This is a genomic window from uncultured Mailhella sp. (genome assembly GCF_947631555.1).
Taxonomy (GTDB): Bacteria; Desulfobacterota; Desulfovibrionia; order Desulfovibrionales; family Desulfovibrionaceae; genus Mailhella.
In genome coordinates, this window is sequence record NZ_CANRLT010000037.1 from 1 (window position 1) to 22,692 (window position 22,692).

A 22,692-nucleotide genomic window follows, 5' to 3' on the forward strand; every position below is an offset into this window, starting at 1 on the left:
CTTTTCCATATCCATGCTCAGCCGCCTGCCTGTACCATTCTAAAGCCTCGGTATCGTCTTTAGAGACACCTCGGCCATATTCGTACATCAAGCCCAATGTATATTGTGCTGACACATTTCCTTTTTCAGCCGCCTGCCTGAGCCTTTCAATAGCTTTTCCATATCCATGCTCAGCCGCCCGCCTGTACCATTCTAAAGCCTTGGCATCGTCTTTGGAGACACCTCGGCCATATTCATACACCAAGCCCAAAATATATTGTACAGTTGCATTTCCTCGTTCCACAATCTGTTGGACTTCTTTGACAACTCTTTTATCCCCTTTTTCAGTCGCCTGCTGGAACCATTCGATAGCTTTTTCATGCCCCTGAGCTGCCGCCTGACTGTACCATTCCAAAGCCTTGGTGTTATCTTTGAAGACTCCTCGACCATTTTCATACATTAAGCCTAAAATATATTGTGCTGAAGCATTTCCTCCTCCTGCAACCTGTTTAAGCCATTCAATAGCTTTTTCATGCCCCTGAGCTGCCGCCCGCCTGTACCATTCCAAAGCCATGGTGTTATCTTTGAAGACTCCTCGACCATTTTCATACATCAAGCCCAAACTATATTGCGCAGAGGCATTCCCGCTTCCAGCCGCATGCCGAAGCCATTCAATAGCTTTTCCATATCCATGCTCAGCCGCCCGCCTGTACCATTCTAAAGCCTCGGTATCGTCTTTGGAGACACCTTGACCGCTTTCATACATCAAGCCTAAAATATATTGTGCAGTTGCATTTTCTCTTTCTGCAACCTGTTGAACAACTTCAACAGCTCTTTCATTCCCTTGTTTAGCAACCTGCAGGAGCCGGTCGATAGCGTTTTCATGTCCCTGCCAGGCTGCCTGACTGTACCATTCCAAAGCCTTAGCCTCGTCTTTAGAGACACTTCGACCATTTTCATACATCAAGCCTAAAATATATTGTGCTGAAGCATTTCCTCCTCCTGCAACCTGTTTAAGCCATTCAATAGCTTTTTCATGCCCCTGAGCGGCCGCCCGCCTGTACCATTCCAAAGCATTTGTGTTGTCTTTGGAGACGCCTCGACCATTTTCATACATCAAGCCCAAACTATATTGTGCAGAGACATTCCCGCTTCCTGCCGCTCGCCGGAGCCATTTTATAGCTTTTTTATGCCCCTGAGCTGCCGCCTGACTATACCATTCCAAAGCCTTGGCATTGTCTTTGGAGACACCTCGACCATTTTCATACACCAAGCCCAAACTATATTGTGCAGAGGCATTCCCGCTTCCAGCCGCCTGCAGGAGCCATTTTATAGCTTTTTCATGTCCCTGCCAGGCCGCCCGGCTGTACCATTCTAAAGCCTTGGTATTGTTTTTGGAGAGTCCTTGACCATTTTCATACATCAAGCCCAAACTATATTGCGCAGTGGCATTTCCGCTTCCAGCCGCCTGCAGGAGCCCCTCGATAGCTCCTTTGCGTACTTGCTCATCAGCTTTTTCAAACCATTCTAAAATGTTAGTATTGTCCTGCGAAACTCCGCGACCCTTAAAATACATCAATCCTAAGTTAATCTGTGCATGGGTATATCCTTGTTCAGCAGCTTTTCTATACCACTTTACAGCCATTACGTCATCTTGGGGAACACGTCGCCCCTGCTCATACAATACGCCCAAAGTATATTGTGCAGACGTAATCCCTTTTTCGGCCGCCTGCAGAAGCCATTCAAGCGCTCTTTTATGCCCATGCTCGGCCGCTTGCCTGTACCATTCCAAAGCCTTGGCATTATCTTTAAAGACACCTCGACCACGTTCATACATCATGCCCAAAGTATATTGGGCAGACGCATTCCCTCTTCCAGCCGTCTGCAGAAGCCATTCGACAGCTTTTTCATGCCCCTGCCCGGCCGCCTGACTGTACCATTTTAAAGCTTGGGTTTTATTTCGAGGAACACCGCAGCCATTTGCATACATCTGACCCAATGCAGTCTGCGCAGGGGCATACCCCTGTTCCGCCGCCTTCGTATACCATATGGCAGCCTCGGCATCATCCTGCGGAACACCGCGGCCATTTGCATATATTTTGCCCAGGGCATACTGTGCGTTGGCATAGCCCAGTTGAGCCCCTCGCCTGAACCATTCAAGCGCTTTGGCATCATCTTGGGGAGCGCCGCGGCCGCTTGCGTACAGCTTCTTCAACGTCTCCTGTGCGTCCGCATTCCCCTGTTCAGCTGCCTTTGCATACCATTCAGCTGCCGTGACGACATCACTCTGAGGAACTCCTCTGCCCTGTTCATACATTCTGCCCAGGGCATACTGAGCACGGGCATAGCCACGAAGAGCCGCCTTTCTGTACCAATCAAGAGCCCTGACGTCATCCTGAGGAAGGCCAGTGCCTCCTTCAAATCTTCTGCCCATCTCGTACTGTGCGGGAGCATAGCCCTGGTGAGCCGCCTTCCTGTAAAGGTCAAGCGCCTTGCCATCATTCTTTAAAACGCCACGGCCTCTTTCATACATCTTGCCAAGGTGATACCGGGCATCAGCATCCCCCTGCTCCGCAAGTTGCCTGTAACGTTCAGCCTTTCCGGCTGCGTCCTGAGAGTTCTGTTTTTCGCTTGCCATATACTTCCCCAGGCCTTGTATCCTGCGGCAGGCAGGGTGCGGTCCGCTCCGGCGCTTCGTCCGTGCGGCGTTTCTCCAGGCTATTCGGTGCCCGGTTCCAGGACGCCGTCCTCAAGGGCGAGGGCGCGCAGGAAGGCGTTGTTCCAGGAGTGGCCGGAGCAGCGCACCGTGAAGGCGCCGCGCAGGGGCGTGCCGAACATGGCCATGTCGCCGATGAAGTCAAGGATCTTGTGCCGGACAAACTCGTCGGGGAAGCGGAGACCGCCATCGTTGACCACGCCTTCATCGCCCACGACCACCACGTTTTCCAGAGAGCCTCCGCGGGCCAGTCCGCGGCTGCGCAGGTATTCCACTTCCCGAAGGAAGCCGAAGGTGCGGGCGCAGGCGATCTCCCGCGCAAAGCTCTCCGGCGTGATGTCCAGCGCCAGACGCTGCTCGCCGATGGCGGGGTGAGGAAAGACTATGGTATAATCTACGCGAAAGCCATGGCCGGGCGCGGCCTCTATGCTCTTGCCGTCCTTTGTCATGGCGAAGGGCCGGGCGATGCGGGCCACGCGGCGGGGGGCGGACTGTGCGCGGATGCCCGCCTTCTGCACAGCCTCCGCCACCAGGCGGGCCGAACCGTCCAGAATGGGTACTTCGGAAGCGAAGACGTGCAGCTCCACGTTGTCCACGCAAAGCCCGTACAGGGCCGCCAGAATGTGTTCGATGGTGGAGACGCTCACCGCGCCGTCGCTCACAGTGGTGGCAAGTTCAGTCGTGCTCACGGCTTCAGGGCGCAGGGGAATGACATGCACGCCGTCTTCGGCATGGACGTGAAAGACAAGGCCCGTCTCTTCGGGGGCCGGCCTGAGTTCCATGTGAACGTCTTCCCCGGAATGCAGCGAAATCCCTTTCAGGGGAACCGTTCCCCCCAGCGTCGTTTGCGGCATGGTCAAACTCCTTCGGCCCGCGCTCCGGCGGGCTGCCGGTTTTCCGCTTCCGGCCCCCTGCTGCGGGGGCGTTGCGTTTCCGGGCGGCTTTTGCGGACGGTGGAAAGAAAGCGATCCCGCCCGGCAAGATCCCGCCCCGTGCGAACGTCTTCCCAATCCTGCGCCTCGCACAGGCTCCGGCAGGCCCCGCCCTGAAGCCATCCGTGTTCCATGAACAGGCGGCCGCCCGGTTTGAGCAGCCTGCGCGCCGCGCCCACCACAGCCGAGGCAAGCGTGAGGCCGGAAGGCCCGGCCGCCAGCGCTGTGCGCGGCTCAAAATCCCTGACCTCCGGCGCAAGTCGGGCGTATTCGTCTTCCGTCACATAGGGCGGATTGCTGACGATGAGATCGAAGCTCTCCGCCTCAAAGGGCAGCACCTCCGTCACATCGCCCTTCAGGAAGGCCAGCCGCTCCGCCACAGCCCAGCGGCGGGCGTTGCGCCAGGCAACGGCCAGCGCCTCCTCGGAAATGTCCACGGCCGCCCCGCTCCACAAGGGCCGTTCGGCCGCCAGGGTCACGGCGATGCAGCCGCTGCCCGTGCCGATGTCCAGAAAGCGCACGGCAGACGCCGCGTCAAAGGCGTCCAGCGCGGCGTTCACAAGGTCTTCCGTCTCCGGCCGCGGGATAAGAGTGGAGCGGTTCACCTCCATGCTGCGGCCGTAAAATTCCCGGTGTCCCAGCAGGTAGGCCAGAGGCTCGCCCCGCAGGCGGCGTTCCCGCAGTCCGTTCAGGCGGGCTTCCTCATCCTCCCGCAGCACCTCGCTATCGTGCGCGATGAGTGCGGGACGCTCCAGGCCGAGGACATGGCAGAGCAAGAGTTCCGCCGCCCATGCCGGAGCTTCGGTGCCGGCCAGCAGGCCCAGCGTTTGTCTTTTCCATTCGCGGCGCGTCATCATGACGGCAAGACTAGCACAGGCGCAGGGCAAGGACAAGAAAACCCTTCAGCCGTCAAAGCCGCTGTCTTCCGGCAGGTCGCTGCGGTTTGCCCAGGCCCGCGCCAGCTCATCGCAGCGCTCGTTCTCCGTATGCCCGGCATGTCCCTTGAGCCAATGAAAGCGCACCTCGTGACGTGCGAGAACTTCGGCCATGCGCCGCCACAGATCCTGATTCTTCACGGGCTTTTTGGCCGCCGTGCGCCAGCCGTTTTTCTGCCAGCCTTCCAGCCAGCGGTCACGGATGGCCCTGGAGACGTACTGCGAATCCGTGTACAGCTCCACGGCGCACGGCGTTTTGAGCGCCGAAAGCGCCTCCAGCACGGCGAGGATCTCCATGCGGTTGTTCGTGGTGCGGGCAAAGCCGCCGCCCATTTCCCGCCGGGCTGTCCCGGAAGGCCCTTCGCAGGTGAGTACGGCAGCCCAGCCGCCGGAACCGGGGTTTCCCAGGCAGGAGCCGTCGGTGTGGATGGTTACGGTCTTCATGGCGTTCCTTGAGCTGCGGCGCGGGCGTCGCTGATGATCTTTCTGCCGTTGTGGTGCAGCAGATATTGCGAAGTGTAGTAAAAATCCATGGCTTCCTGCCGCATGGCCGCGGCCCGTTCGGGCTGCTCACGGCTCAGGTCTGCGGGCGTTCCGCCTGACGGGTGTTCATCCAGCCGGTAAAGACCTTCCAGCGTGGGCCGGATGAGGTAGACGTAACCGTCCTTCACCAGGCAGCGCTCATGGTCGCCCATGCTCACGAAGGCCGCCGCGTCCCTGTCATTTTCCGGGTCGAGCAGATCCCTGCCCAGGGTGTTGGTGTAGAAATCCAGCCCGGCAAGCGAGGCCATGGTGGGCAGCACATCCAGCTGCGTGTGCGGAGCAGGGTTCACGCCGGGGCGGATCTGGCCGCCGGGTGCGTACAGGAAGAGCGGGACATGCCACGCCTGCAGGTTGCAGGCCCTGACCGCCGGAGTGAGGTTGCCGGAATTGCCGTTCAGACCGTGGTCGCCGAAGACCGCGAACACCGTGTCCTTGAACCACGGCTGGCGGCTGGCCTTGGCAAAGAAGCGGCGCAGGGCGTGGTCGGCGAGGTTCAGGGAGCGGAACTCCGCCGCACTGTCAAAGCCGTACCAGGCCAGCGCTTCGGGGCCTGGCTCCGGCGGCAGAACATAGCCTTCGTTGTCGTCCGGGATGGTGTAGGGCCGGTGGAAGGACGCCGTCTGGATCACCGCGATGAAGGGTTTGGATCCGCGGGTGAGCACGTCCGTGCCTTCCCGGAAAAGGGCAATGTCCGAGATGCCCCACACGTCCACATTCCGGGCTTCCCAGGCGGATTCCTCCAGAAGCCGGAGTCCCGTGGTGTTGTACTGAAGCAGGCCGCGGATGTTGGCCCAGTTGGCGTTTCCGCCGATCATATAATATTTTTCATAGCCCTTAAACTCGTTGAGCAGCGTGGACTGATCCACCAGCCTGGGATTGCGCGAGGTCGTGCCGCCGCTGTGGTTGACATCCGGCACCCCGCTGATGGTGGTGAACACGGCGCGGGCCGTGGTGCGGGCGGGCGCGTAGAAGCAGGGAAAGTACAGGCTTCTTTCCGCCAGCTCCTTCAGGAAGGGCGTGGGATCTATGTCCCTGCCCAGAGCTTCCGGCATGGAGGGCGCGAGGGACGTGCGCTCCCAGCACAGGGACTCCATGATGATAATGACGATGTTCAGGCGCTTCCCCGTTCTGCCGGGGAAGTGCCGGACGTAGGTCAGCGGCTCTGATCCTTCGGGCAGGCGCAGATAGCGGGCCATGCGCGGCCAGGCTTCGCGGGTGGCCTCCACGTCGGGCGGGATGGCCTTGCCGTAATTGCGGGTATCGTAAAGGTTCTGGATGGGATTGACGGCCAGGAGCGCGATGTTGGCATCGGGGCTGAAAAAGGCGTTGCTCCAGCGCAGCGGGAAGAGATTGGAACTGATCTGCCCATATCCGGCCACGAAAAGCATGACCAGAGAGAGCACGGTGATGAGCGCCCGCCGCTTCCGGGAGCAGCCCGAACCGAAGAGCGCGCCCCGCGGCCGCACGGGGCAGACGCGGTGGCGGCGCAGAAAGGCGGCAAAGCCCCGGACGTACAGAAAGACAAAGACCGCATAGCCCGCGGCGATGAGCAGGACGGGATAGCTCTGCCAGACCATGCGCACCGATTCCGAGGGGTCTTCCAGAAAGACAGTGGCCCCCATGTCGATGTGCTGGTGCAGGTAGAAGAAGAAGCCGAAGTCGAAGATGTAGATAAGCGCCGCGCCCGCGGCCATAAGCCCCGTGACGAGGCAGAGCAGGCTCCGCGCCAGGGAGCGCCCTTCCCCGCTGACCGCCTGTTCCAGCCGCGGCCAGAGCAGGCAGAAGGACAGGGGCAGGGCCATGAACACGGCTATGCGCATGTCGAACTTCAGGCCGATGTACAAGGCCCGGGCAACGCTTGCGCGGTCGCTGATCTCCGGCAGCAGGAAAAAAAGCAGGGCCAGGCGGGCGGCGAAAAACAGGGCCGCGTTGACCAGCAGGAAGGCGGCGATGTCCGCAAGCGGCTGAAGGGAGGTCTTTGAGGAACGGGAGAGCATGCCGGCTCCTTGACTGCGGCGGGCGGGAAAGCCGCTCACACGCGATCCACGTACAGGCGTTCCAGAAATTCCTCCATCGCCTGATCCATCCGGCTGATGAACGGCGCAAGCTCAAAGCGCCTGCGGCAGCTGGAACACTGCATATAGGCTTCGTGGCAGGTGCGGCGTATGTCCAGAAGCTCGCCGCACACCGGGCATTTCAGCGTGGTTCTCGCCTCGCGGGGTGCGAAAAGGAATGACATGGGGAACCTCCAGGTCCCGGACAGCTTCGCGGCCCCGGCGCTGCGGATGGGGCGGCGCTGCCCGCGGACGGTCTTACAGGGGCTGGCGGTACTGCAGTGACTGACGGAGCGTTTCGCGGTCCATGTATTTGACCTCAGCCCCCAAGGGAATGCCCTGCGCCAGCCGCGTGATGCGCACATCGGGGAAGCGGGAAGCGACCTGATCCCGGACATAGGTAGCCGTGGCCTCCGCCTCCGCTGTTGCGCCAAGGGCCAGAATCAGCTCCCTGACCTGCCCTTCCGCCAGACGGGTGTGCAGGCGCTCCATCTCCAGGGCTTCCGCCGGGCTGTGATCCAGCGGCGCGAGCAGGCCGCCGAGTATCATGTAGAAGCCCTTGTAAAAATTTCCTTCCTCAAGGGTGAGCATACTGTCCCATTCCGCCACCAGGCAAAGCTGCGCCGGGTCGCGGACGGGATCCGCGCACAGGGGGCAGGGATCGGAATCCGCAAGCCCTCCGCAGCGGCTGCACAGGTGCAGGGCATCGCGCAGTTCGTACACGTTCCGGCCAAGCTGCCGGACTTCGGCCTCCGGCCATTTGAGCAGGGTCATGGCCGCGCGCATGGCGGACTTCGGACCCAGCCCGGGCAGGCGGGCAAGCTGTTCCACCAGGAGTTTCAACGGTTCAGGGATGCGCTGCACAATGTTTCCTTTTTAAAGATGAGAAATGCGCCTATTTCACCAGTTTTCCCAGACGGCGCAGGCGGGGGGTGTGGGTTTCGCCGTCCCAGGACCAGTAGATGCGCCACGCCTTGCCGTGTATGGCGGCACGCGGGACAAAGCCCCAGGCGCGGGAGTCTTCGGAATTGTCGCGGTTGTCGCCCATGACGAAGAAGGAATCTTCGGGCACCGTGACCGGTCCCACGTTGTCCAGCCTCCCGATGAGGTGCGGATAGAGCTGCTGGATATAGTCCTCATGCACCGGCTCGCCGTTGCGGTAGAACTGCTTGTTGCGCATTTCCACCACGTCGCCGGGCCGCCCGACCACGCGCTTGATGTAGTCCACGCTGGGGTCGCGGGGATACTTGAAGACAATGATGTCGCCGATTTCGGGCGCGTCTCTGCGAAAGAGAAAGGTGTCCGTGAAGGGAATCTTCACCCCGTAAGCGAACTTGTTGACCAGAAGGTAGTCTCCGATCTGCACGGTCTGGAGCATGGAGCCGGAAGGAATGGTGAACGCCTGCACCACAAAGGTGCGCAGCACCAGGGCGAGGAGCAGGGCGGAGAACAGGGCGTTAAAGTATTCCTTCAGCGGAGAGCGGCGTTTTTTTTCTGTTTTTTCAGTCATCAGGCATCATCATACATCATGGGGCCAAAGCCCGGTTGGGAACGTTGAACAGGGAGGACAACAGACGCACAGTAGCACGGCGGCAGGCTCCGCGCAAGACAAGACGCCCCGCCTTCCGGCGGACGTTCCGGCGCGGGCGCACTTGCGCCGGCCGTTCAAGTGTGGCACATTCTTTCTGCATCCTGCTTCCTGCATCCTGAAAGAAGAACGGAGGCTTTCCATGATTCAGATTCCGCAGGGTTTCCGTCTGGCCGCGGCCAACGCCGATTTCCGTGGCAAGAAGCTCGGCCGCAGCGACCTCGGTCTCGTCGTCAGCGATACGCCCGCCGTCGCTGCGGGTGTCTTCACCACCAATCTTTTCCGGGCCGCCCCCGTTCTCGTGTCCCAGGAGCACCTCTCCAGGGGGCATGACCGCATCCGGGCCATAGTCGTCAATTCCGGCCAGGCCAACGCCTGCACGGGCGAACAGGGCCTTGAGAACTGCCGCCTGTCCCTGCGCCTCGTGAGCGATGCCCTGGCGAAAACCGGCGTATCCGTCCCCCCTGAAGCCATGCTTCCCGCCTCCACCGGCGTCATCGGTGCGCACATGGACATGGAGAAATGGGCCGCCGCCGTCCCCGCTCTGGCTGCCTCCCTCGGTCAGGTGGACGTGGAAGGGCTGGTGCGCGCCATGATGACCACCGATGCCTTCCCCAAGATGGCCGGGCGCGAACTTGCGCTTCCCGGCGGCACGGTGCGCCTTGCGGGCGTGGCCAAGGGCGCAGGCATGATCTGCCCGAACATGGCCACCATGATTTCTCTGGTGCTCTGCGATGCCGCCGTGGACGCCGCGGCCTGGGCCGACATGTTCCGCCGCGCCGCAGATGCCACCTTCAACCGCGTGAGCGTGGACGGGGACACCTCCACCAACGATTCCCTTTACGGGCTGGCCAACGGCGCTTCCGGCGTGCGCGTATGCGAAGCCGGCCTGCCGCTTCTGGAAAAGGCCCTCACCGAAGTGCTGGGCGAACTGGCCTACATGCTGGTCAAGGACGGCGAGGGCGCGACCAAGGTCATGCACATCCACGTCACGGGCGCCGCCACGGACGAGGACGCCGAAAAGGTGGCCCGAACGGTGGGTCATTCCCAGCTCGTCAAGACGGCCATGTTCGGCCGCGACCCCAACTGGGGCCGCATCGTGGCCGCCGCAGGGCGCGCCGGGGTGAACTTCGATCCCCTGGCCCTGCGCGTGACCCTGTGCGGGGTGGAGCTGTTCCGCAGCGGGCGTCCCACCGACCTCGACTTCGACGCCCTTCTGGAAGAACCGCTGAAAGCCGTGGATCTGCCTCTGGACATCAGCCTGGGCGACGGACACGGCGAGGCCCGGCTGCTGGCCGCCGACCTCTCCCACGCCTACGTTTCCCTCAACTCGGACTATCGCTCCTGACACCTCGGAGACGGCATGGTCATCGGCGTCCTCACCGTGGAATACGCGCTTCACGGCAACGATTCCCTCAAGGGCAAAAGGCGCGTGGCCAACAGCCTGAAGCAGAAGGTGCGCAACACCTTCAACGTGGCCGTGGCCGAGGCCGGCACGGAGGAATCGCTCACCAGGCTCAGGCTCCAGGTGGTGTCCGTCAGCAACAGCGAACGGCATATGCAGTCGCGCATGGACAAATGCCTCCTCATGATGGAGGCCGTGTGCGAAGAAGAAATGACCTACAGCGACCTCGAGATGTTCCATGACGACTGAAACTCCTGTTCCGGCTGAAGTCCTCAGCGCGCTCCAGGGCTATGAACGCATCCTCCTCGTCTCCCACCTCAACCCCGACGGCGACGCCACGGGTTCGTCCCTGGCCCTGGCCTGGACCCTGCGCGCCCTTGACAAGCAGGTTCTCCTCTATAACGCCAACGGCTTTCCCGGCTATCTGGACTTTCTCCCCCTGCCCTGCCCCGTGCTCACGGATCTTGCGAAGCTCCCCTGCGACCCGCAGCTCATCGTCGCTCTGGACTGCGGCGGAATCCTGCGCCCGGGGGAAGCCGTGCAGCCCCTGCTGAAACGCCTGCCCTCGGTGTGCATCGACCATCATCTTCAGTCCGACAAGGGCTTCGGTTCCCTGGCCAACTGGGTGGAGCCGGACAGGTCCTCCACGGGCGAAATGGCCGCCCTCATCGCCCGCGCTCTGGGTGCGCCCCTGCAGGGGGCTCTGGCCGAAGCGCTCTATGTGGCCATCAGCTCGGATACCGGCAACTTCAGCTTCGGCAATACCACGCCCACGGCGCTGGAAATCGTCTCCGAACTTGCGGCGAACGGCCTGAACATCGCCTCCGTGCGTGAAAAGCTGGAAAACAACTGGACCGAAGCCAAGCTCCGCCTCTGGGGGCGGCTCATGCAGGAAGCCCGCCTTCTGGACGAGGGCAGGTTTGCGGCCTCGATCGTCACGCCAGGCATGCTCTCGGAGTGCCACGCGGCCCGCGAAGACACGGAAGGCTTTGTGGAGCATCTCCGCCGCCTGCGCGGGGTGCGCGTGGCCCTGCTTCTGCGGGAAGAGATGCAGGACGGTGCCCTGAAGACCAAAGCCAGTATGCGCTCTTCCGGCAATGACGATGTGGGCGCTGTGGCCGCCCGCTTCGGAGGCGGCGGGCACCGCAACGCCGCAGGCGCCACCCTGGCCATGGACGCGGAAAGCGCCCTCACCGCCCTTCATCCTGTGATCCGCTCCGTCTGGAACGGCTGAACGTCCTTCCTTCAGGAAAACGCCATGTTTCAATCCACAGCCGCCCCCATCCGCCGACTGACTCCGCAACCGACGGATAGGGGCCGTGCGGATTGCCCCTCCCTTCCCCGTTTCGGCGGCGTGACCATGTTTGCCGGCAGAGCCGGACAAACACGCCGCCTGCGCTATCAGCTCGCGCCTCCGCCGGTTAAGGGAGGGAGAGGTTACTGAATAGGATTTCATCGGCTTCGCCGTTTTGTCGACTACTTTTCCCCCTGAAGTGGGAGGTTTCAAACCACAAAGGAATTTTTGATGAAAAACCTGTCTTTCCATAAAATGCACGGCTGCGGCAATGATTTCATCTTCATCGACAACCGCGAAGCGCGCGTCGCCATCCCGGACATGAGCCTCTGGGCCGTCACGCTGTGCAGCCGCAAAACCGGCATCGGCGCCGACGGTCTGCTCTTCCTCGAAAGCACGCCTGCCGGACGCGAGGGCGACTTCATCTGGCACTTCTACAACGCCGACGGCTCCCGCGCTGAAATGTGCGGCAACGCCTCGCGCTGCGCCTCCTGGCTGGCCGTGGAACTCGGCCTTGCCGGGCCGGAACAGTGCTTTGGCACGGACGCCGGACTCATCCACGCCAGCGTGGACGTGGCAGGCCGGCGCTCGCGGGTGGAGCTGACCCACCCCACGGAACTTGCCCTGCACATCCCCGTGGCCGTGGAAGGCGTCACCTATGATGTGAACTTCGTGAACACCGGCGTGCCCCACGCCGTCCTCCTTTTCCCCGACTGCGGCAAGGCGGACGTGGAGCGGCTGGGGCGGCTCATCCGCTATCATGAACAGTTCGCGCCCCGCGGAACCAACGTGAACTTCGTCACCGTAAACGACCGCACGTCCCTGCATGTACGCACCTACGAACGGGGTGTGGAAGGCGAAACCCTCGCCTGCGGCACGGGCGCGGCGGCTTCCGTCTGCGTGGCCCGCGCCCTGGGCTTGACGGATACGCGCGTGGGTGTCACAACTTCAGGTGGAGAACTCCTCGGTATCGAGCTGAAGGAAGGCTCGGTGTTCCTGTCCGGCGCGGTGGCCCGCGTCTTTACGGGGACGCTGGATCCTTCCCTGGCGCTTCCGGGTTTCTGATATTGCAAGGTGCATCCCCTTTCACCTTTTTCTCGGGAGAACAACCATGCTTCACGGCACAATCACCGCTCTGGTCACTCCTTTCAAGGACGGGCGCATCGATGAAGACGCCTACCGCGCCCACATCGAATGGCAGCTTGAACAAGGCGTCAACGGCCTGGTGCCCTGCGGTACCACCGGCGAATCCGCAACCATGAGCCATGCGGAACACGAGTCCGCCATACGCATCTGCATTGAGCAGGTCCGCGGCCGCGTGCCCGTCATCGCCGGATCAGGCTCCAACAACACCACTGAGGCCATCAGCCTCACACGCTTTGCCAAAAGCGCCGGAGCGGACGCGGCTCTGCTCATCTCTCCCTACTACAACAAGCCCACGCAGGAAGGCATCTTCCGGCACTTCAAGGCCGTGAGCGACGCCGTGGACATCCCGCTCATCGTGTACAACGTGCCCGGCCGCACGGGTTCCAACATCCTGCCCGCGACCATGGCGCGCATGGCCCGCGAGCTGAAGAACGTTGCGGGCTGCAAGGAGGCCACCGCCAACCTGGTGCAGATCTCCAACATCCTTGAGCAGTGCCCGGACACCTTCACCCTGCTCTCCGGCGACGACTTCACCGTCCTGCCCACCTACGCCGTGGGCGGCAAGGGCGTGATCTCGGTGACGGCCAACGTCCTGCCCCGCATGATGTCCGATCTCTGCCGCGCCTGCGAAGCCGGAGACCTCGCCGAGGCCCGCCGCCTGCACTACGCCCTTGAACCCATGAACCGCGCCATGTTCCTGGAGAGCAACCCCATCCCCTGCAAGACCGCTCTCAGCCTCATGGGACGCATGGGCGGGGAACTCCGCCTGCCGCTCTGCCAGCCCACGGACAAGACCATGACGGAACTCAGGGCCGTGCTTGAAAGCTACGGACTTCTCTGATCCCTGTCGGGCAGGGTTCTTGACAGGAACTCCCTCTTGAAACATCCTGAAGGGGCGCTGGCACTGCCGGCGTCCCTTCACGTTTGCCCGGCCCGAAAACGGCGCCTTCAGGGAACTTCCATGCAGTACAACACCGTCGAACAGCTCAAGGCTTTTGACCGGCTTCCCATCGAGTGGGATCTTGACCCCGCCGACGCCGTGACCCTCTATCTGGAATGGGGCAACAACGACTGGAGTGCCGGCCATCCCCCTGTCCGCTCCAAGGAAGACTACGTCCATTATTTCGTGCTGGACAACTGGGCCGATCCGCCCACCCTGCGGCTGGTCATGCGCAATTCCGAGGCCGCCGAGGACCTGTGGGTTCTGCCCCTGCCCGAAGAGCTGAAGGAAGACTTCCGCCAGGAGTTTGGCGGGCTGAAGGGCGTGTTCATGCCCTCCGAGGCCATGAAGCGCTGGCTCCGGGAAAAACTTTACGGTTAGGCGCGTTCCGCAGCTTCCGCGCCCCTCTGACTGAATCCCGGCCCTGAATCCTTGGCCCGGCGGAAATCTGCCCCGCACGAATCAGTTCAGGTCAGGGTCTTTCCGGCCCGCCAGCGGGCCACAAGCCGGTCAAATGGCTCGTAAAGACGCTGAAAGTTCGCCTCGCCGGGCGTCCCCGCCGAGGGAGCGGAAAAGGCAAAGATAAGCACGGCGTGCAGACCGTCTTCCGCGTAGAACGGTTTGGCGAAGTACGACCGCACCCCGCAGGGAATGAACATGGCCCAGTCGATGGACTTGATGCTGTCCAGCGTGTCTTCCACCGTGAGCGACTCCAGGCCGAATCTCTCGATGTCCTGCGCGATGGTGCCTTCGTAGGCGTGCGCGGACCCCCAGCCCAGCGAGGCAAAGAGCCTGCCTACGCCGTACACCTCCACCCGGCCCCTTGCGGACTGAATGTCCGAAAACATCAGCCCGTCCACACCGGGGCACTGCTCCAGGAGCTTTTCCAGGCCTTCCTTCAGGGTTCGCGCCCCTTCCCGCTCTCCGGTATGCGGGGTAAGGGCGCAGGAGGCCGGCCTGTCAGGGATGTTCAGGAGGGCAATGCGCACGACATCCGTTCCGGTGGAACAGGGCGAGATGCGCACCTTGGAACCGAGAATGCTGCCGCTGCCGCTGCGCAGCATCAGCGTCCCGGCCCAGATGCCCTCTTCCACGGCCAGACGGGACGCCCGCACCAGCGTTTCACCCATCTCCCCGGGGGCGATGTCCCCAAGCGTAAACGCGCCGCCGCCTCTGGCCGCCCCCGAAAAGAGCTTCTGTGCGGCTTCGTTGCAGGTGACGAACTCCCGCTCTTCCAGCCGGAGTACCAGCACGGGATACTGCGCGTGCCCCAGGGCAAGCTGACAGGTTTCCGCCGTCCCGTCGACCACAAAGGTGACGGGCAGCACGGCCTCCTTGAGCATACCAAAATACTTTTCAGGATTCTGAGGGTCCGGCCAGCCCTGAAGCAGCCAGGCCGCGCGGGGATCTCCCGCGAGCCGGAAGGAAACGCCGGCAGGCTGGCGGCTGGTCACCATGTCCCAGAACTCGGTGAGCAGCGTATGATCCGATTTCATGACCACCTGCCGCCGGAACCGTACATCCTTGAGCAGGCGGGACGTGTCTTCTCCCAGGGCCGGGATCGTCCAGTTGTTCAGAAGTCTGAGCCGCGAACGCCGGTGCTCCAGCTCCCAGAGCAGACCTGGAAAGCCTGATGCCCAGAGGGAAAAATCCATAGCTCGCCTCCGCTATGTTGGGGAAGGGAAGAGAGACAACCATAGAGGAAAAAACAGCATTTGTAAATTGGTCTACCCAAATTTTTTTTCAAAAGAAAAAATCGCCGTTCTTCCCCGAAATATTCCCGCTGCTGTGGCGGCAATCGGCAGAAATTTGTTTGTGGATGAACCATTTTCTATTATTTTCTAGTGTTATTTTCATACGTTATCTTTTTTTTACCTTCTTTTTTTAACCATTTGAATTTTTTGTGGCGGCAGTGCAAAAATACCTATTAAGAATGCAGGCTGAACATTGATCGAGGCTCGTCCATGAACAAGCAGAAACAGGTTGAGCAGCAGCTGGAACAGGCCCTCTCGGAGGGGCGCTGGAAGCTGTTCGAGCGTCTGCCTGCCGAACGGCAGCTTGCAGAGGAACTCAAGGTCAACCGCACGACCTTGCGTTTTGCGCTCAGCGCTCTTGCCGGACGCGGCATTCTGGAGACTGTCCACGGCAGCGGCACCAGGGTGCGCGCCCTGCCTTCGGAACATCCGGCGCAAAGCGACTTGCCGGATCGCCTCAGTGCCTGCCGGCTCATCGTTCCGCCCATCATCCGCGCCTCTTCTCTGGCCATCCGCCCCTCGCAGATACTCAGCCTGGAAAGGCTGCTCCCCGTGGCCGGGGCCGCCCTGCGCAGTGACGACACCAAAGCCTTTGTCCAGGCCCAGATACAGTTTTTCATGGAGGCCGCGAGCTTCGTCGGCAACACCAGCCTGTGTGCGGCCCTGGCCGCCTGCCTGCCCGACGGGAAATCGCTGGCCCGGCTCTTTCACGCCTGCGGGCTTCAGGAGAACGAAGCGCTGTTCGCCCATCTCGCCCGCATTCTGAGCGCCATGCGCCATGCCGACGCCGAAGACGCTCAGGCGGCTGCCCTCGCCTATTTTTCGGAGCTTCAGGCACTGGAGGAGAAGAAATGAGCGCCGGCGGCACGTCAAGCAGAAGGGACTTTTTGCGAGGGCTTCTGCGCGTTTCCTCAAAAGACAGCGGAGCGCCGGCCTCACGGCGGGAAGACTCCGAAGGATATTCGCCCGGTCACGACTGGCTTTCCCTGCTGCCTCCGGAATTTTCCGGGGTCATGCTGAGGCTGGAGGCCGCCAGACTTGGCGGCGACCCTGAGACCATGTCGGAGAATGACATGGCCGCTCTCGTGGTACAGGCGATGTACGGCACGGCACCCGTGTCCGTACGGAGGCAAGAGGCTCATGGCCCCGCTCGGGAGGAAGAGCGGGGGTGTGTCGATTGAACCAAGGAGGAACTTATGACCCAGGAACAGCTTCCTTATCTTGAAGAGCGCAAGCTCGTCAAAAGATGGAAAGGCCCTATCCCCGCGCTCGTGAATCTGGCCTTCACGCTGCTCATCTTTGCCGTGACGTGGTGGGTCTTCCAGGATCCGCGCGGCATCATGCGCTTCTACACGCCGTATGTGGGGTACAACTACTGCCGCTGGTGGCTCATCATCCTCATCTGGATGGCGTACACCTTTGACTTCTGGCCCTTCAGGAAAAACTGGATCCGCAACGCGCATCCCCTGCAGAAGGGCCTGGTTCTGGCGCTCATCTCCGTGGGCACGATGATCTTCTTCATCCACGGCTTCTTCGAGGGCATCCTCGGCAATTTCGCCTTCGCCTACTTCAATCCCGCTCAGCTCCAGAAGCTGCCCGGACTCACCGAATTCTATTCCACCGAATACGCGGCGCAGGCCTGCATGATGTTCGCCGTCATCGCTTCGTGGATCAGCCCGGCGTGGGTGGTGGCTCTGGAAGGCCAGCCCTGGGCCAGGACGCCCCAGCCCGTGCGCGGCTTCAGCATCTGGCTCGGCACCTTCTGCCTCAGCCTGATCATCTACTTCATGACCATGCACAACCACATGGGCATCCTGTACTATCCCTGGCAGTACTTCACCGCCATCTGCCCGCCCTACTGGGAACAGTTTGCGGAAACCGTCTCCGCCAACTTCCATGTGGCGTGGATCATGTGCTGCACCGTGGTGGTCTGGTTTGTGGAAGGCATCTGGGAACGCTATCCCTTCACCATGATCAAGCGCGACTGGCCCCGCCGTATCGCCCTGTTCGTGGGCATCATCGTCATCGCCTGGGCGCTCTGCCTGTTCTTCTGGTACATGCAGGAACTGGTGTGGGGCGACGCCATCCGCGGGCATCGCCGCGATGCCGCTCCCGACTGGCGCTGGCTGCATGTGGGCGAAACCGCCATCTTCTTCCTCGTGCCCGCACTCTTTGTCCAGTTCTACTGCGAAAACTGGCCCAGGAAGTTCAGCACTCCCGTCAATATCCTCATCCGTACCGGCCTCGTGATCGTGGGCGGCGTGGCCCTGTACTGCCTGTACTACATGTACGCCCATTTCCTGCTCGGCACGCAGAAGGGCTTCTCGCACCCCCAGCAGTTCCCCATGATCCCCACCATCTGGCTCATCGACATCTGGCTGATCAACTGGTGGTTCATGGACGGCTGGCCGGGCTGGCGGCGTGAGTTCAAGACCGCCGAAGACTTCGCCGAAGAAAAGCGGCATATCGAAGAAGATCACACCTGGAATCCCGCCATGCTGCCCGGTCTTCTCATCGGTATCGCCGGCGGCGTGGCCGTGTACTTCCTCATCGTTTGGCTGCTGCCTGTCTGTAGCGCAACCTTCACTCTGGTGAAGTAGGAGTCCTTATGAACAGACGTGAATTTCTGAAAGGCGCGTCTCTCGGCATCGGCGCCGGCGCGCTCGGAGCCATGGGCCTGTATTCCTATACCCCCATGCGCAGGGCCTTTCTCCCCGACATCAACCGCAAAATGGCCGATTTCGGCGTGTGCAAGTCGGTAAAAGTCACCAACATCTCGGAAACGAGCTGGTTCGACAACGGCGTCTTCATGAAGAACGTGACCGGCGCGGGCGGCCTGCTGGTGGATCAGTACACCTTCAACTGGGCTCCCTTCGGCAACGGCAAGGGCATCGGCAAGGGCACCTATGAGGAAGGCATAGCCAAAATCAAGCCCTACATCCAGAAGGGCGACCTGCACGGCGCCTGGGCCGTGGCCAGGGAAAACTCCGTGGACGCCGACAACGCCGGCGGCTTCTCCTGCCTTGTGGAAATTGAGGCCATGGACGGAAAGATCTCCAAGTATCTTTTCGACTGCGGCTGGAGCTACGACTGGATGGAAGAGAGCTTCAAGCGCGAAGGCATCGACAAGATGCTGGCCAACGGCGAGATTGACGGCTTCATCCAGACCCACGAACACATGGATCACTACTGGGCCTTCCCCGTGGTGGCCAAGTACGGACCCAACGTCCACATCTACACGCCCAGTACCTTCTACCCCCAGGGCAAGCAGTACATCAAGGACTCCGGGCATGTGGGCGAATGGACCGAAGTGAAGAAGGGCCTCTTCCAGATTCAGCCCGGCGTGGCGCTGTATCAGTTCGAATGCCCCATCATCTTCAAGGTGTACGGCGAAATGTCCCTGTACTGCAACGTCAAGGACGTGGGCCTCGTGAGCATCACCGGCTGCTGCCATCAGGGCATCATCCTCTTCGCCGATACGGCCTTCAAGGAACTCAAGTACGAAAACGACAAGTTCTACGGCCTGTACGGCGGCCTGCACATCTCCCCGTTCGATGACTGGGACCCGAAGTATGACGACCTCGTCATCGGTCTGAAGAAGTGGGATCTCCAACGCGTGGGCTGCAACCACTGCACCGGGCTCATCACGGCGCAGAAATTCGTGGATGCGGGCTATCCCGTGGTCAAGGGCACGGCCCGCTTCCGCTCCAAGACCACCAACTATCTGGGTAACGGCGATCAGATCTCCTTCCCCGGATAACTCCCCAGGCCGGGGCGTACGTCCACCCTCTCCGTGCGCCCCGGCTCAAAGACGGCCATGAAACTGGAAAAGATTCTTCCTCGCCCCTTAGGCGACAGCGGTTCCGACTGCGCCAGCATTTTCGGTTCTCTCATCATGGCCGCCCATTTTGAACGCACCCGCGCCCGCGCCCTCGGCTGGCGCGGCGTGCGTCCTTCCGCCTCCGAACACCCCGCCTGGACCTGCCGCGTGGCCGGCTGCGAACCCGTCTTCGGCATCCGCTTTGACGGTGAGGAACACTGCCCGCAGCCAGACTGCCTGCGGGGCTGGTTCGGCCTCTATGTCTTCCCTGAGACGGAATCTCCGCTCCTGGACACGTTTCCCCTGGACGCCCTGCGCTTCGCCCTTTCCCCGGCCTACGCCTCCGCCGTCCGCGAATTTTCCGGCGCGGAAGCGGAACTTCAGCCCTTCCGCCTCGGCTCGCTCCGCCTGGACGCCTCCTTTGCCGGAGACGCGCTGGCGCTGACGCTGGAAGCGCCCGCCCGTCACCGCGTCATCGCCGCGGACGGCATTCCGGCAGACGATGGCTGGCTGGTCGCTCCGGGTGCGCCGGAATGCGATGTGCCCGCCTTCAGCCTCTTCCTCCGCCTCTTCGCCGTACTCACCGCCACCGCGGAAGAGGAGCTTGGCGAAACGGCCGCCCTTGCCAGGGGCATGAGTGTGCAGCCGCGCCTGTGCTTCCACCGCGGCGGCAGCTTGGAAGCCTTCGGAAGCGAACAGCAGGCCGTCCTCTCCCTCACCGCCTCCTTCGGGCCGCCGCTTGCGCTGGAGGGTGAAGCCTCGCATTCCCTCGCCGCTCTGCCCGCCCGCTACCGCCCGGACGAACTGGAACGGCACTCGCGCCCCCTGCTCCATGTGCTCACGGGCTTCCTCGGCGCCGGAAAAACCACGTTCCTGCGCCGCTGGCTGGATTTTCTGCACGGGCGGGAACGCTACACCGGCGTCATCCAGAACGAATTCGGCAAGGTGGAACTGGACGCCGCGCTCATGAAGGGCGACACCATTGTGGAGGCTCTGGACGAGGGCTGCGTCTGCTGCTCACTGGCGGACAGCCTGCGGCCCGGGCTTGAACGCATCATCGCCGCCATGCCGGCCGAACAGTTTGTGCTGGAAACCACGGGGCTGGCCAACCCGGACAACATCATGGACGCGCTGAACGGCCTGCGCGACCTGGTGACCCCGGGACTCGTCATCACCGTGGCCGACGCCCTTGACCTCTGTACGGCAGAGGAGGCAAAGCACGAGCAGCCCGAAGCCTCGGGCATACGCCGCGCCCAGCTCCAGAAGGCCGACGTCATCATCCTGAACAAGAGCGACGCCGTGCCCGCAGAAGCCCTGGAGGCCCTCACCGCCCGCCTGCGCGCCCTCAACGCAAGAGCGCTCCTGCTGCCCGCCCGCTACGGCGCCGTGCCCTTTGCGGAGCTGGACGCCTGGATGGACGCCCATGAAGGAAAGCGCCTGCCCTCGCACCTGCCGACGCTCATGCGCCTGGGGGAACGCGCTGTCACACATGCCGAAGAAGGCTATGAAGCAAAAGCACTTACCTTTGAAGGCCCGGTCTCCGCAGACGGCCTCAAGGCCCTGCTGCACGATGCCGGGCCAGGCCTCTGCCGCGCCAAGGGCATTCTGGATATTGAAAACGCGGGGGTGTGCATTGTACAATACGCCGCAGGGCGGCTGGAACTCACGCCCGCACCGGAGGAAACGCCCCTCGATCTCGTGCTCATCGGCACGGGGCTGAAGCTGTGAAACGGGCGAGCGCACCCCGGATTTGAAGTTCCGCCGTTTTGTCAACCACTGTTTCCCCCTGAAGGGAATGGTTTCAAACCTCAAAGGAACTCTTGATGAACCTGTTCCTGATGGGCGGCTGGATGATGTGGCCGCTGGCGCTGGTATCCGTGACGGTCACGGCTATCGTTGTGGAACGCTTCCTGCTCTTTTCCTCCTGCCCGTTCCCGGCGGGAGACTTCACCGCAAGGCTTGAAAAAGCTGTGGAAGGCGACGCAGAGCCGCTCCTGGAAGCACTGGACCGGGTTCCCCTGCTGCGCCGCTTTTCCGCCCTCCTGAAAGCCCGGGGCAAGGCCGGAGAAGCCGCGCTCCGCATCGAAGGCGAAACCATCGTGAAAAAGCTGGAAGCACACCTCTCCCTGCTGGGCATACTGGCGCGGCTCGCCCCGCTCATGGGACTGCTGGGCACGGTGCTGGGCATGATCTCCGCCTTTTCCGAAATCGCAAACGCGCAGGCGGGCGTGAACATGAATCAGCTCGCGGGCGGTATCTGGCAGGCGCTCATCACCACGGCCGCCGGGCTGTTCATCGCCATCCCCGCGCTGTTCTTCCTCCACTGCTTCGAACGCCGGGTGGACGCCGTGGCCTCCGCCCTTTCCGAAGCCGCCAACGCCTGCTCTGCCCGGACGGAGGAAGGCCGAGATGCTTGACCTGCGCCCAGGGCGCCGCCGGGACGCCGGACTTGACCTCACGCCCTTCATGGACGTGATCTTCATCCTGCTGCTGTTTTTCATCATCGCCTCGGCCTTTGCCGTGCGCGGGCTGGACATCGACCTGCCTCCGGCGCAGAGCAGCCGCGCCCTGGCCGGACGCGTTGTGGAAATACGCCTCAACGAGGACGGCTCCTTCCTCTGCGACGGCATCCCCGTGGAAAAGAACTTCCTGCGCTACAAACTTCAGGACATTGTGCGCGGCTTCCGTCAGGAACCGGGGCAGCTCGTGCTCAAGGCAGCGCCCAAGGCTCCTGTGGACGCCCTCGTCTTTGTGGTGGACGAAGTGCGTATGCTGGGCGGGGAAAAGCTCATGGTGGCGACCTCCCGCCCGGACGGAAAACAGGAGTGACGCCGCATGACCGACAGCGAACGCCTCTGGACAGGCATAGCCGTCTCGGTGTTCCTGCACTTCGCGCTGACGCTCTGGCATCCTGCAGATCAGCCGGAAGAAGCCGCCTTCCGCGCCGTGCTTGAAATGGACACGGAATCCGCGGCCCTGCCCGGCGGCCCGCAGCCCGGCACGGGTGTGGAATCCGCGCCCCAGGGCAATCGGGAAGAGGCCGAACAGCTTGACAGAAAGCGCCGCGCCTACCTGCGCTATCTGGAAGACGTGGACGACGCCATCCACGCCCGCAGGCTTGCCGCCGGAGACACCGGGCTTATCGGCGTGGCCCTCTGCGCCTTCACCATCCGCCCGGACGGGACGTTCGCAGACGTGCGCCTTGCCGTTTCTTCCGGCAGGCCCGAACTCGACGCTTCGGCCCTGCGCGCCGTCGCCTCCGCAAGCGGCGTGATCCCCCGCCCGGACATTCTGGGTTCCGAGCCCATCCGCGTCTCCCTGCATGTGAAGTATCAGTACGGCCTGCACTGACGGCCCCCCCGCCAACGCTCGGGAACAGCCCTGATTTCTTGCCCTTTTGACAAGAATCTGGTTGAATACCATACTCGGCGGCGGGTGTTCTGCGGCGCGTACCCTGCGCGGCGCTCCATGCCTGCCTGGAAACTCGGCGAGGAGAGGGAAGATGGACATTTTCAGTCTGCGCGACAGTATCATCCGAGGAGATTATGCAAGCTATACCAGCAGCTTTATCGAGATTGCCGATCAA

23 protein-coding genes are annotated in these 22,692 nt (G+C 62.0%); 14 read left to right on the forward strand and 9 right to left on the reverse strand.

Going from position 1 to position 22,692, the window contains the following annotated elements; all coding sequences use genetic code 11:
- The 8 genes from Q0Z94_RS06575 to lepB form a co-directional block, all read right to left on the reverse strand.
- Positions 1-2,617, reverse strand: a 2,617-nt coding sequence (locus tag Q0Z94_RS06575; RefSeq protein ID WP_366517581.1) for an SEL1-like repeat protein, incomplete at its 3' end; no start/stop codon positions are given.
- Positions 2,618-2,697: 80 nt separating this feature from the next.
- Positions 2,698-3,549, reverse strand: a complete 852-nt coding sequence (lpxC, locus tag Q0Z94_RS06580; RefSeq protein WP_298068218.1) for a UDP-3-O-acyl-N-acetylglucosamine deacetylase — start codon at positions 3,547-3,549, stop codon at positions 2,698-2,700.
- A 2-nt stretch (positions 3,550-3,551) separates the two neighbouring features.
- Positions 3,552-4,520 carry a peptide chain release factor N(5)-glutamine methyltransferase gene (prmC, locus tag Q0Z94_RS06585; protein WP_298068219.1) on the reverse strand — a complete coding sequence of 323 codons (969 nt, stop codon included), beginning with the start codon at positions 4,518-4,520 and terminating at the stop codon, positions 3,552-3,554.
- A gap of 9 nt (positions 4,521-4,529) precedes the next feature.
- Positions 4,530-5,006 (reverse strand): ribonuclease HI, encoded by a 477-nt coding sequence (rnhA, locus tag Q0Z94_RS06590; protein ID WP_298068220.1) that lies wholly within the window; start codon positions 5,004-5,006, stop codon positions 4,530-4,532.
- Positions 5,003-7,102, reverse strand: coding sequence for a sulfatase-like hydrolase/transferase (locus Q0Z94_RS06595; protein WP_298068221.1), 2,100 nt, complete (start codon positions 7,100-7,102; stop codon positions 5,003-5,005). Before Q0Z94_RS06595 ends, rnhA begins: the two co-directional genes overlap by 4 nt.
- Before the next feature lie 35 nt (positions 7,103-7,137).
- A complete protein-coding gene (locus tag Q0Z94_RS06600; RefSeq protein ID WP_298068222.1) occupies positions 7,138-7,344 on the reverse strand; it encodes a dual CXXC motif small (seleno)protein in 207 nt (68 codons plus the stop codon).
- Between the two features lie 73 nt (positions 7,345-7,417).
- Positions 7,418-8,026, reverse strand: coding sequence for a recombination mediator RecR (recR, locus tag Q0Z94_RS06605; protein WP_298068239.1), 609 nt, complete (start codon positions 8,024-8,026; stop codon positions 7,418-7,420).
- A gap of 28 nt (positions 8,027-8,054) precedes the next feature.
- On the reverse strand, positions 8,055-8,669 hold the full coding sequence (gene lepB / locus Q0Z94_RS06610) for a signal peptidase I (protein WP_298068223.1): 615 nt from the start codon (positions 8,667-8,669) through the stop codon (positions 8,055-8,057).
- Positions 8,670-8,889: 220 nt separating this feature from the next.
- Between lepB and argJ the strand changes: the two genes are divergently transcribed.
- The 6 genes from argJ (at position 8,890) to Q0Z94_RS06640 (ending at position 13,913) form a co-directional block, all read left to right on the forward strand.
- Positions 8,890-10,095: a bifunctional glutamate N-acetyltransferase/amino-acid acetyltransferase ArgJ gene (gene argJ / locus Q0Z94_RS06615; RefSeq protein WP_298068224.1), complete on the forward strand. Its 1,206-nt coding sequence runs from the start codon at positions 8,890-8,892 to the stop codon at positions 10,093-10,095.
- Between the two features lie 15 nt (positions 10,096-10,110).
- A complete protein-coding gene (locus Q0Z94_RS06620; RefSeq protein WP_298068225.1) occupies positions 10,111-10,401 on the forward strand; it encodes a DUF503 domain-containing protein in 291 nt (96 codons plus the stop codon).
- Positions 10,391-11,386, forward strand: a complete 996-nt coding sequence (locus Q0Z94_RS06625) for a bifunctional oligoribonuclease/PAP phosphatase NrnA (protein ID WP_298068226.1) — start codon at positions 10,391-10,393, stop codon at positions 11,384-11,386. The genes Q0Z94_RS06620 and Q0Z94_RS06625 overlap by 11 nt, the downstream gene beginning before the upstream one ends.
- Positions 11,387-11,677: 291 nt before the next feature.
- Positions 11,678-12,511 (forward strand): diaminopimelate epimerase, encoded by an 834-nt coding sequence (dapF, locus tag Q0Z94_RS06630; protein ID WP_298068227.1) that lies wholly within the window; start codon positions 11,678-11,680, stop codon positions 12,509-12,511.
- 46 nt (positions 12,512-12,557) lie between these two features.
- The gene (gene dapA, locus Q0Z94_RS06635; protein ID WP_298068228.1) at positions 12,558-13,433 is read left to right on the forward strand and encodes a 4-hydroxy-tetrahydrodipicolinate synthase; all 876 of its coding nucleotides are present in this window, start codon (positions 12,558-12,560) and stop codon (positions 13,431-13,433) included.
- Positions 13,434-13,553: 120 nt separating this feature from the next.
- Positions 13,554-13,913: a DVU0772 family protein gene (locus tag Q0Z94_RS06640; protein ID WP_298068229.1), complete on the forward strand. Its 360-nt coding sequence runs from the start codon at positions 13,554-13,556 to the stop codon at positions 13,911-13,913.
- A gap of 86 nt (positions 13,914-13,999) precedes the next feature.
- Here the strand turns inward: Q0Z94_RS06640 and Q0Z94_RS06645 are convergent, their stop codons facing one another.
- A complete protein-coding gene (locus tag Q0Z94_RS06645; RefSeq protein WP_298068230.1) occupies positions 14,000-15,187 on the reverse strand; it encodes a hypothetical protein in 1,188 nt (395 codons plus the stop codon).
- A 309-nt stretch (positions 15,188-15,496) separates the two neighbouring features.
- Here Q0Z94_RS06645 and Q0Z94_RS06650 point away from each other — a divergent pair, with 309 nt between their 5' ends.
- The 8 genes from Q0Z94_RS06650 (at position 15,497) to Q0Z94_RS06685 (ending at position 22,457) form a co-directional block, all read left to right on the forward strand.
- Positions 15,497-16,141 carry a GntR family transcriptional regulator gene (locus Q0Z94_RS06650; protein WP_298068231.1) on the forward strand — a complete coding sequence of 215 codons (645 nt, stop codon included), beginning with the start codon at positions 15,497-15,499 and terminating at the stop codon, positions 16,139-16,141.
- Positions 16,138-16,467 (forward strand): hypothetical protein, encoded by a 330-nt coding sequence (locus Q0Z94_RS06655; protein ID WP_298068232.1) that lies wholly within the window; start codon positions 16,138-16,140, stop codon positions 16,465-16,467. The genes Q0Z94_RS06650 and Q0Z94_RS06655 overlap by 4 nt, the downstream gene beginning before the upstream one ends.
- A 15-nt stretch (positions 16,468-16,482) precedes the next feature.
- A complete protein-coding gene (locus Q0Z94_RS06660) occupies positions 16,483-17,886 on the forward strand; it encodes a hypothetical protein (RefSeq protein WP_298068233.1) in 1,404 nt (467 codons plus the stop codon).
- A gap of 8 nt (positions 17,887-17,894) precedes the next feature.
- Positions 17,895-19,046 (forward strand): twin-arginine translocation signal domain-containing protein, encoded by a 1,152-nt coding sequence (locus Q0Z94_RS06665; protein ID WP_298068234.1) that lies wholly within the window; start codon positions 17,895-17,897, stop codon positions 19,044-19,046.
- 57 nt (positions 19,047-19,103) lie between these two features.
- The gene (locus tag Q0Z94_RS06670; protein ID WP_298068235.1) at positions 19,104-20,834 is read left to right on the forward strand and encodes a CobW family GTP-binding protein; all 1,731 of its coding nucleotides are present in this window, start codon (positions 19,104-19,106) and stop codon (positions 20,832-20,834) included.
- 95 nt (positions 20,835-20,929) lie between these two features.
- Positions 20,930-21,523: a MotA/TolQ/ExbB proton channel family protein gene (locus Q0Z94_RS06675; protein WP_298068236.1), complete on the forward strand. Its 594-nt coding sequence runs from the start codon at positions 20,930-20,932 to the stop codon at positions 21,521-21,523.
- On the forward strand, positions 21,516-21,935 hold the full coding sequence (locus Q0Z94_RS06680; protein WP_298068237.1) for a biopolymer transporter ExbD: 420 nt from the start codon (positions 21,516-21,518) through the stop codon (positions 21,933-21,935). The genes Q0Z94_RS06675 and Q0Z94_RS06680 overlap by 8 nt, the downstream gene beginning before the upstream one ends.
- A 6-nt stretch (positions 21,936-21,941) precedes the next feature.
- The gene (locus Q0Z94_RS06685) at positions 21,942-22,457 is read left to right on the forward strand and encodes a TonB family protein (protein WP_298068238.1); all 516 of its coding nucleotides are present in this window, start codon (positions 21,942-21,944) and stop codon (positions 22,455-22,457) included.
- Positions 22,458-22,692 lie beyond the last annotated feature (235 nt).

Excerpts from the sequence above, each read along its gene's own strand:
- lpxC (WP_298068218.1), bottom strand. The coding sequence starts at position 3,549 with ATGCCGCAAACGACGCTGGGGGGAACGGTTCCCCTGAAAGGGATTTCG.
- rnhA (WP_298068220.1), bottom strand. The coding sequence starts at position 5,006 with ATGAAGACCGTAACCATCCACACCGACGGCTCCTGCCTGGGAAACCCC.
- Q0Z94_RS06595 (WP_298068221.1), bottom strand. The coding sequence starts at position 7,102 with ATGCTCTCCCGTTCCTCAAAGACCTCCCTTCAGCCGCTTGCGGACATC.
- Q0Z94_RS06600 (WP_298068222.1), bottom strand. The coding sequence starts at position 7,344 with ATGTCATTCCTTTTCGCACCCCGCGAGGCGAGAACCACGCTGAAATGC.
- lepB (WP_298068223.1), bottom strand. The coding sequence starts at position 8,669 with ATGACTGAAAAAACAGAAAAAAAACGCCGCTCTCCGCTGAAGGAATAC.
- argJ (WP_298068224.1), top strand. The coding sequence starts at position 8,890 with ATGATTCAGATTCCGCAGGGTTTCCGTCTGGCCGCGGCCAACGCCGAT.
- Q0Z94_RS06620 (WP_298068225.1), top strand. The coding sequence starts at position 10,111 with ATGGTCATCGGCGTCCTCACCGTGGAATACGCGCTTCACGGCAACGAT.
- Q0Z94_RS06625 (WP_298068226.1), top strand. The coding sequence starts at position 10,391 with ATGACGACTGAAACTCCTGTTCCGGCTGAAGTCCTCAGCGCGCTCCAG.
- dapF (WP_298068227.1), top strand. The coding sequence starts at position 11,678 with ATGAAAAACCTGTCTTTCCATAAAATGCACGGCTGCGGCAATGATTTC.
- dapA (WP_298068228.1), top strand. The coding sequence starts at position 12,558 with ATGCTTCACGGCACAATCACCGCTCTGGTCACTCCTTTCAAGGACGGG.
- Q0Z94_RS06640 (WP_298068229.1), top strand. The coding sequence starts at position 13,554 with ATGCAGTACAACACCGTCGAACAGCTCAAGGCTTTTGACCGGCTTCCC.
- Q0Z94_RS06645 (WP_298068230.1), bottom strand. The coding sequence starts at position 15,187 with ATGGATTTTTCCCTCTGGGCATCAGGCTTTCCAGGTCTGCTCTGGGAG.
- Q0Z94_RS06650 (WP_298068231.1), top strand. The coding sequence starts at position 15,497 with ATGAACAAGCAGAAACAGGTTGAGCAGCAGCTGGAACAGGCCCTCTCG.
- Q0Z94_RS06655 (WP_298068232.1), top strand. The coding sequence starts at position 16,138 with ATGAGCGCCGGCGGCACGTCAAGCAGAAGGGACTTTTTGCGAGGGCTT.
- Q0Z94_RS06660 (WP_298068233.1), top strand. The coding sequence starts at position 16,483 with ATGACCCAGGAACAGCTTCCTTATCTTGAAGAGCGCAAGCTCGTCAAA.
- Q0Z94_RS06665 (WP_298068234.1), top strand. The coding sequence starts at position 17,895 with ATGAACAGACGTGAATTTCTGAAAGGCGCGTCTCTCGGCATCGGCGCC.
- Q0Z94_RS06670 (WP_298068235.1), top strand. The coding sequence starts at position 19,104 with ATGAAACTGGAAAAGATTCTTCCTCGCCCCTTAGGCGACAGCGGTTCC.
- Q0Z94_RS06675 (WP_298068236.1), top strand. The coding sequence starts at position 20,930 with ATGAACCTGTTCCTGATGGGCGGCTGGATGATGTGGCCGCTGGCGCTG.
- Q0Z94_RS06680 (WP_298068237.1), top strand. The coding sequence starts at position 21,516 with ATGCTTGACCTGCGCCCAGGGCGCCGCCGGGACGCCGGACTTGACCTC.
- Q0Z94_RS06685 (WP_298068238.1), top strand. The coding sequence starts at position 21,942 with ATGACCGACAGCGAACGCCTCTGGACAGGCATAGCCGTCTCGGTGTTC.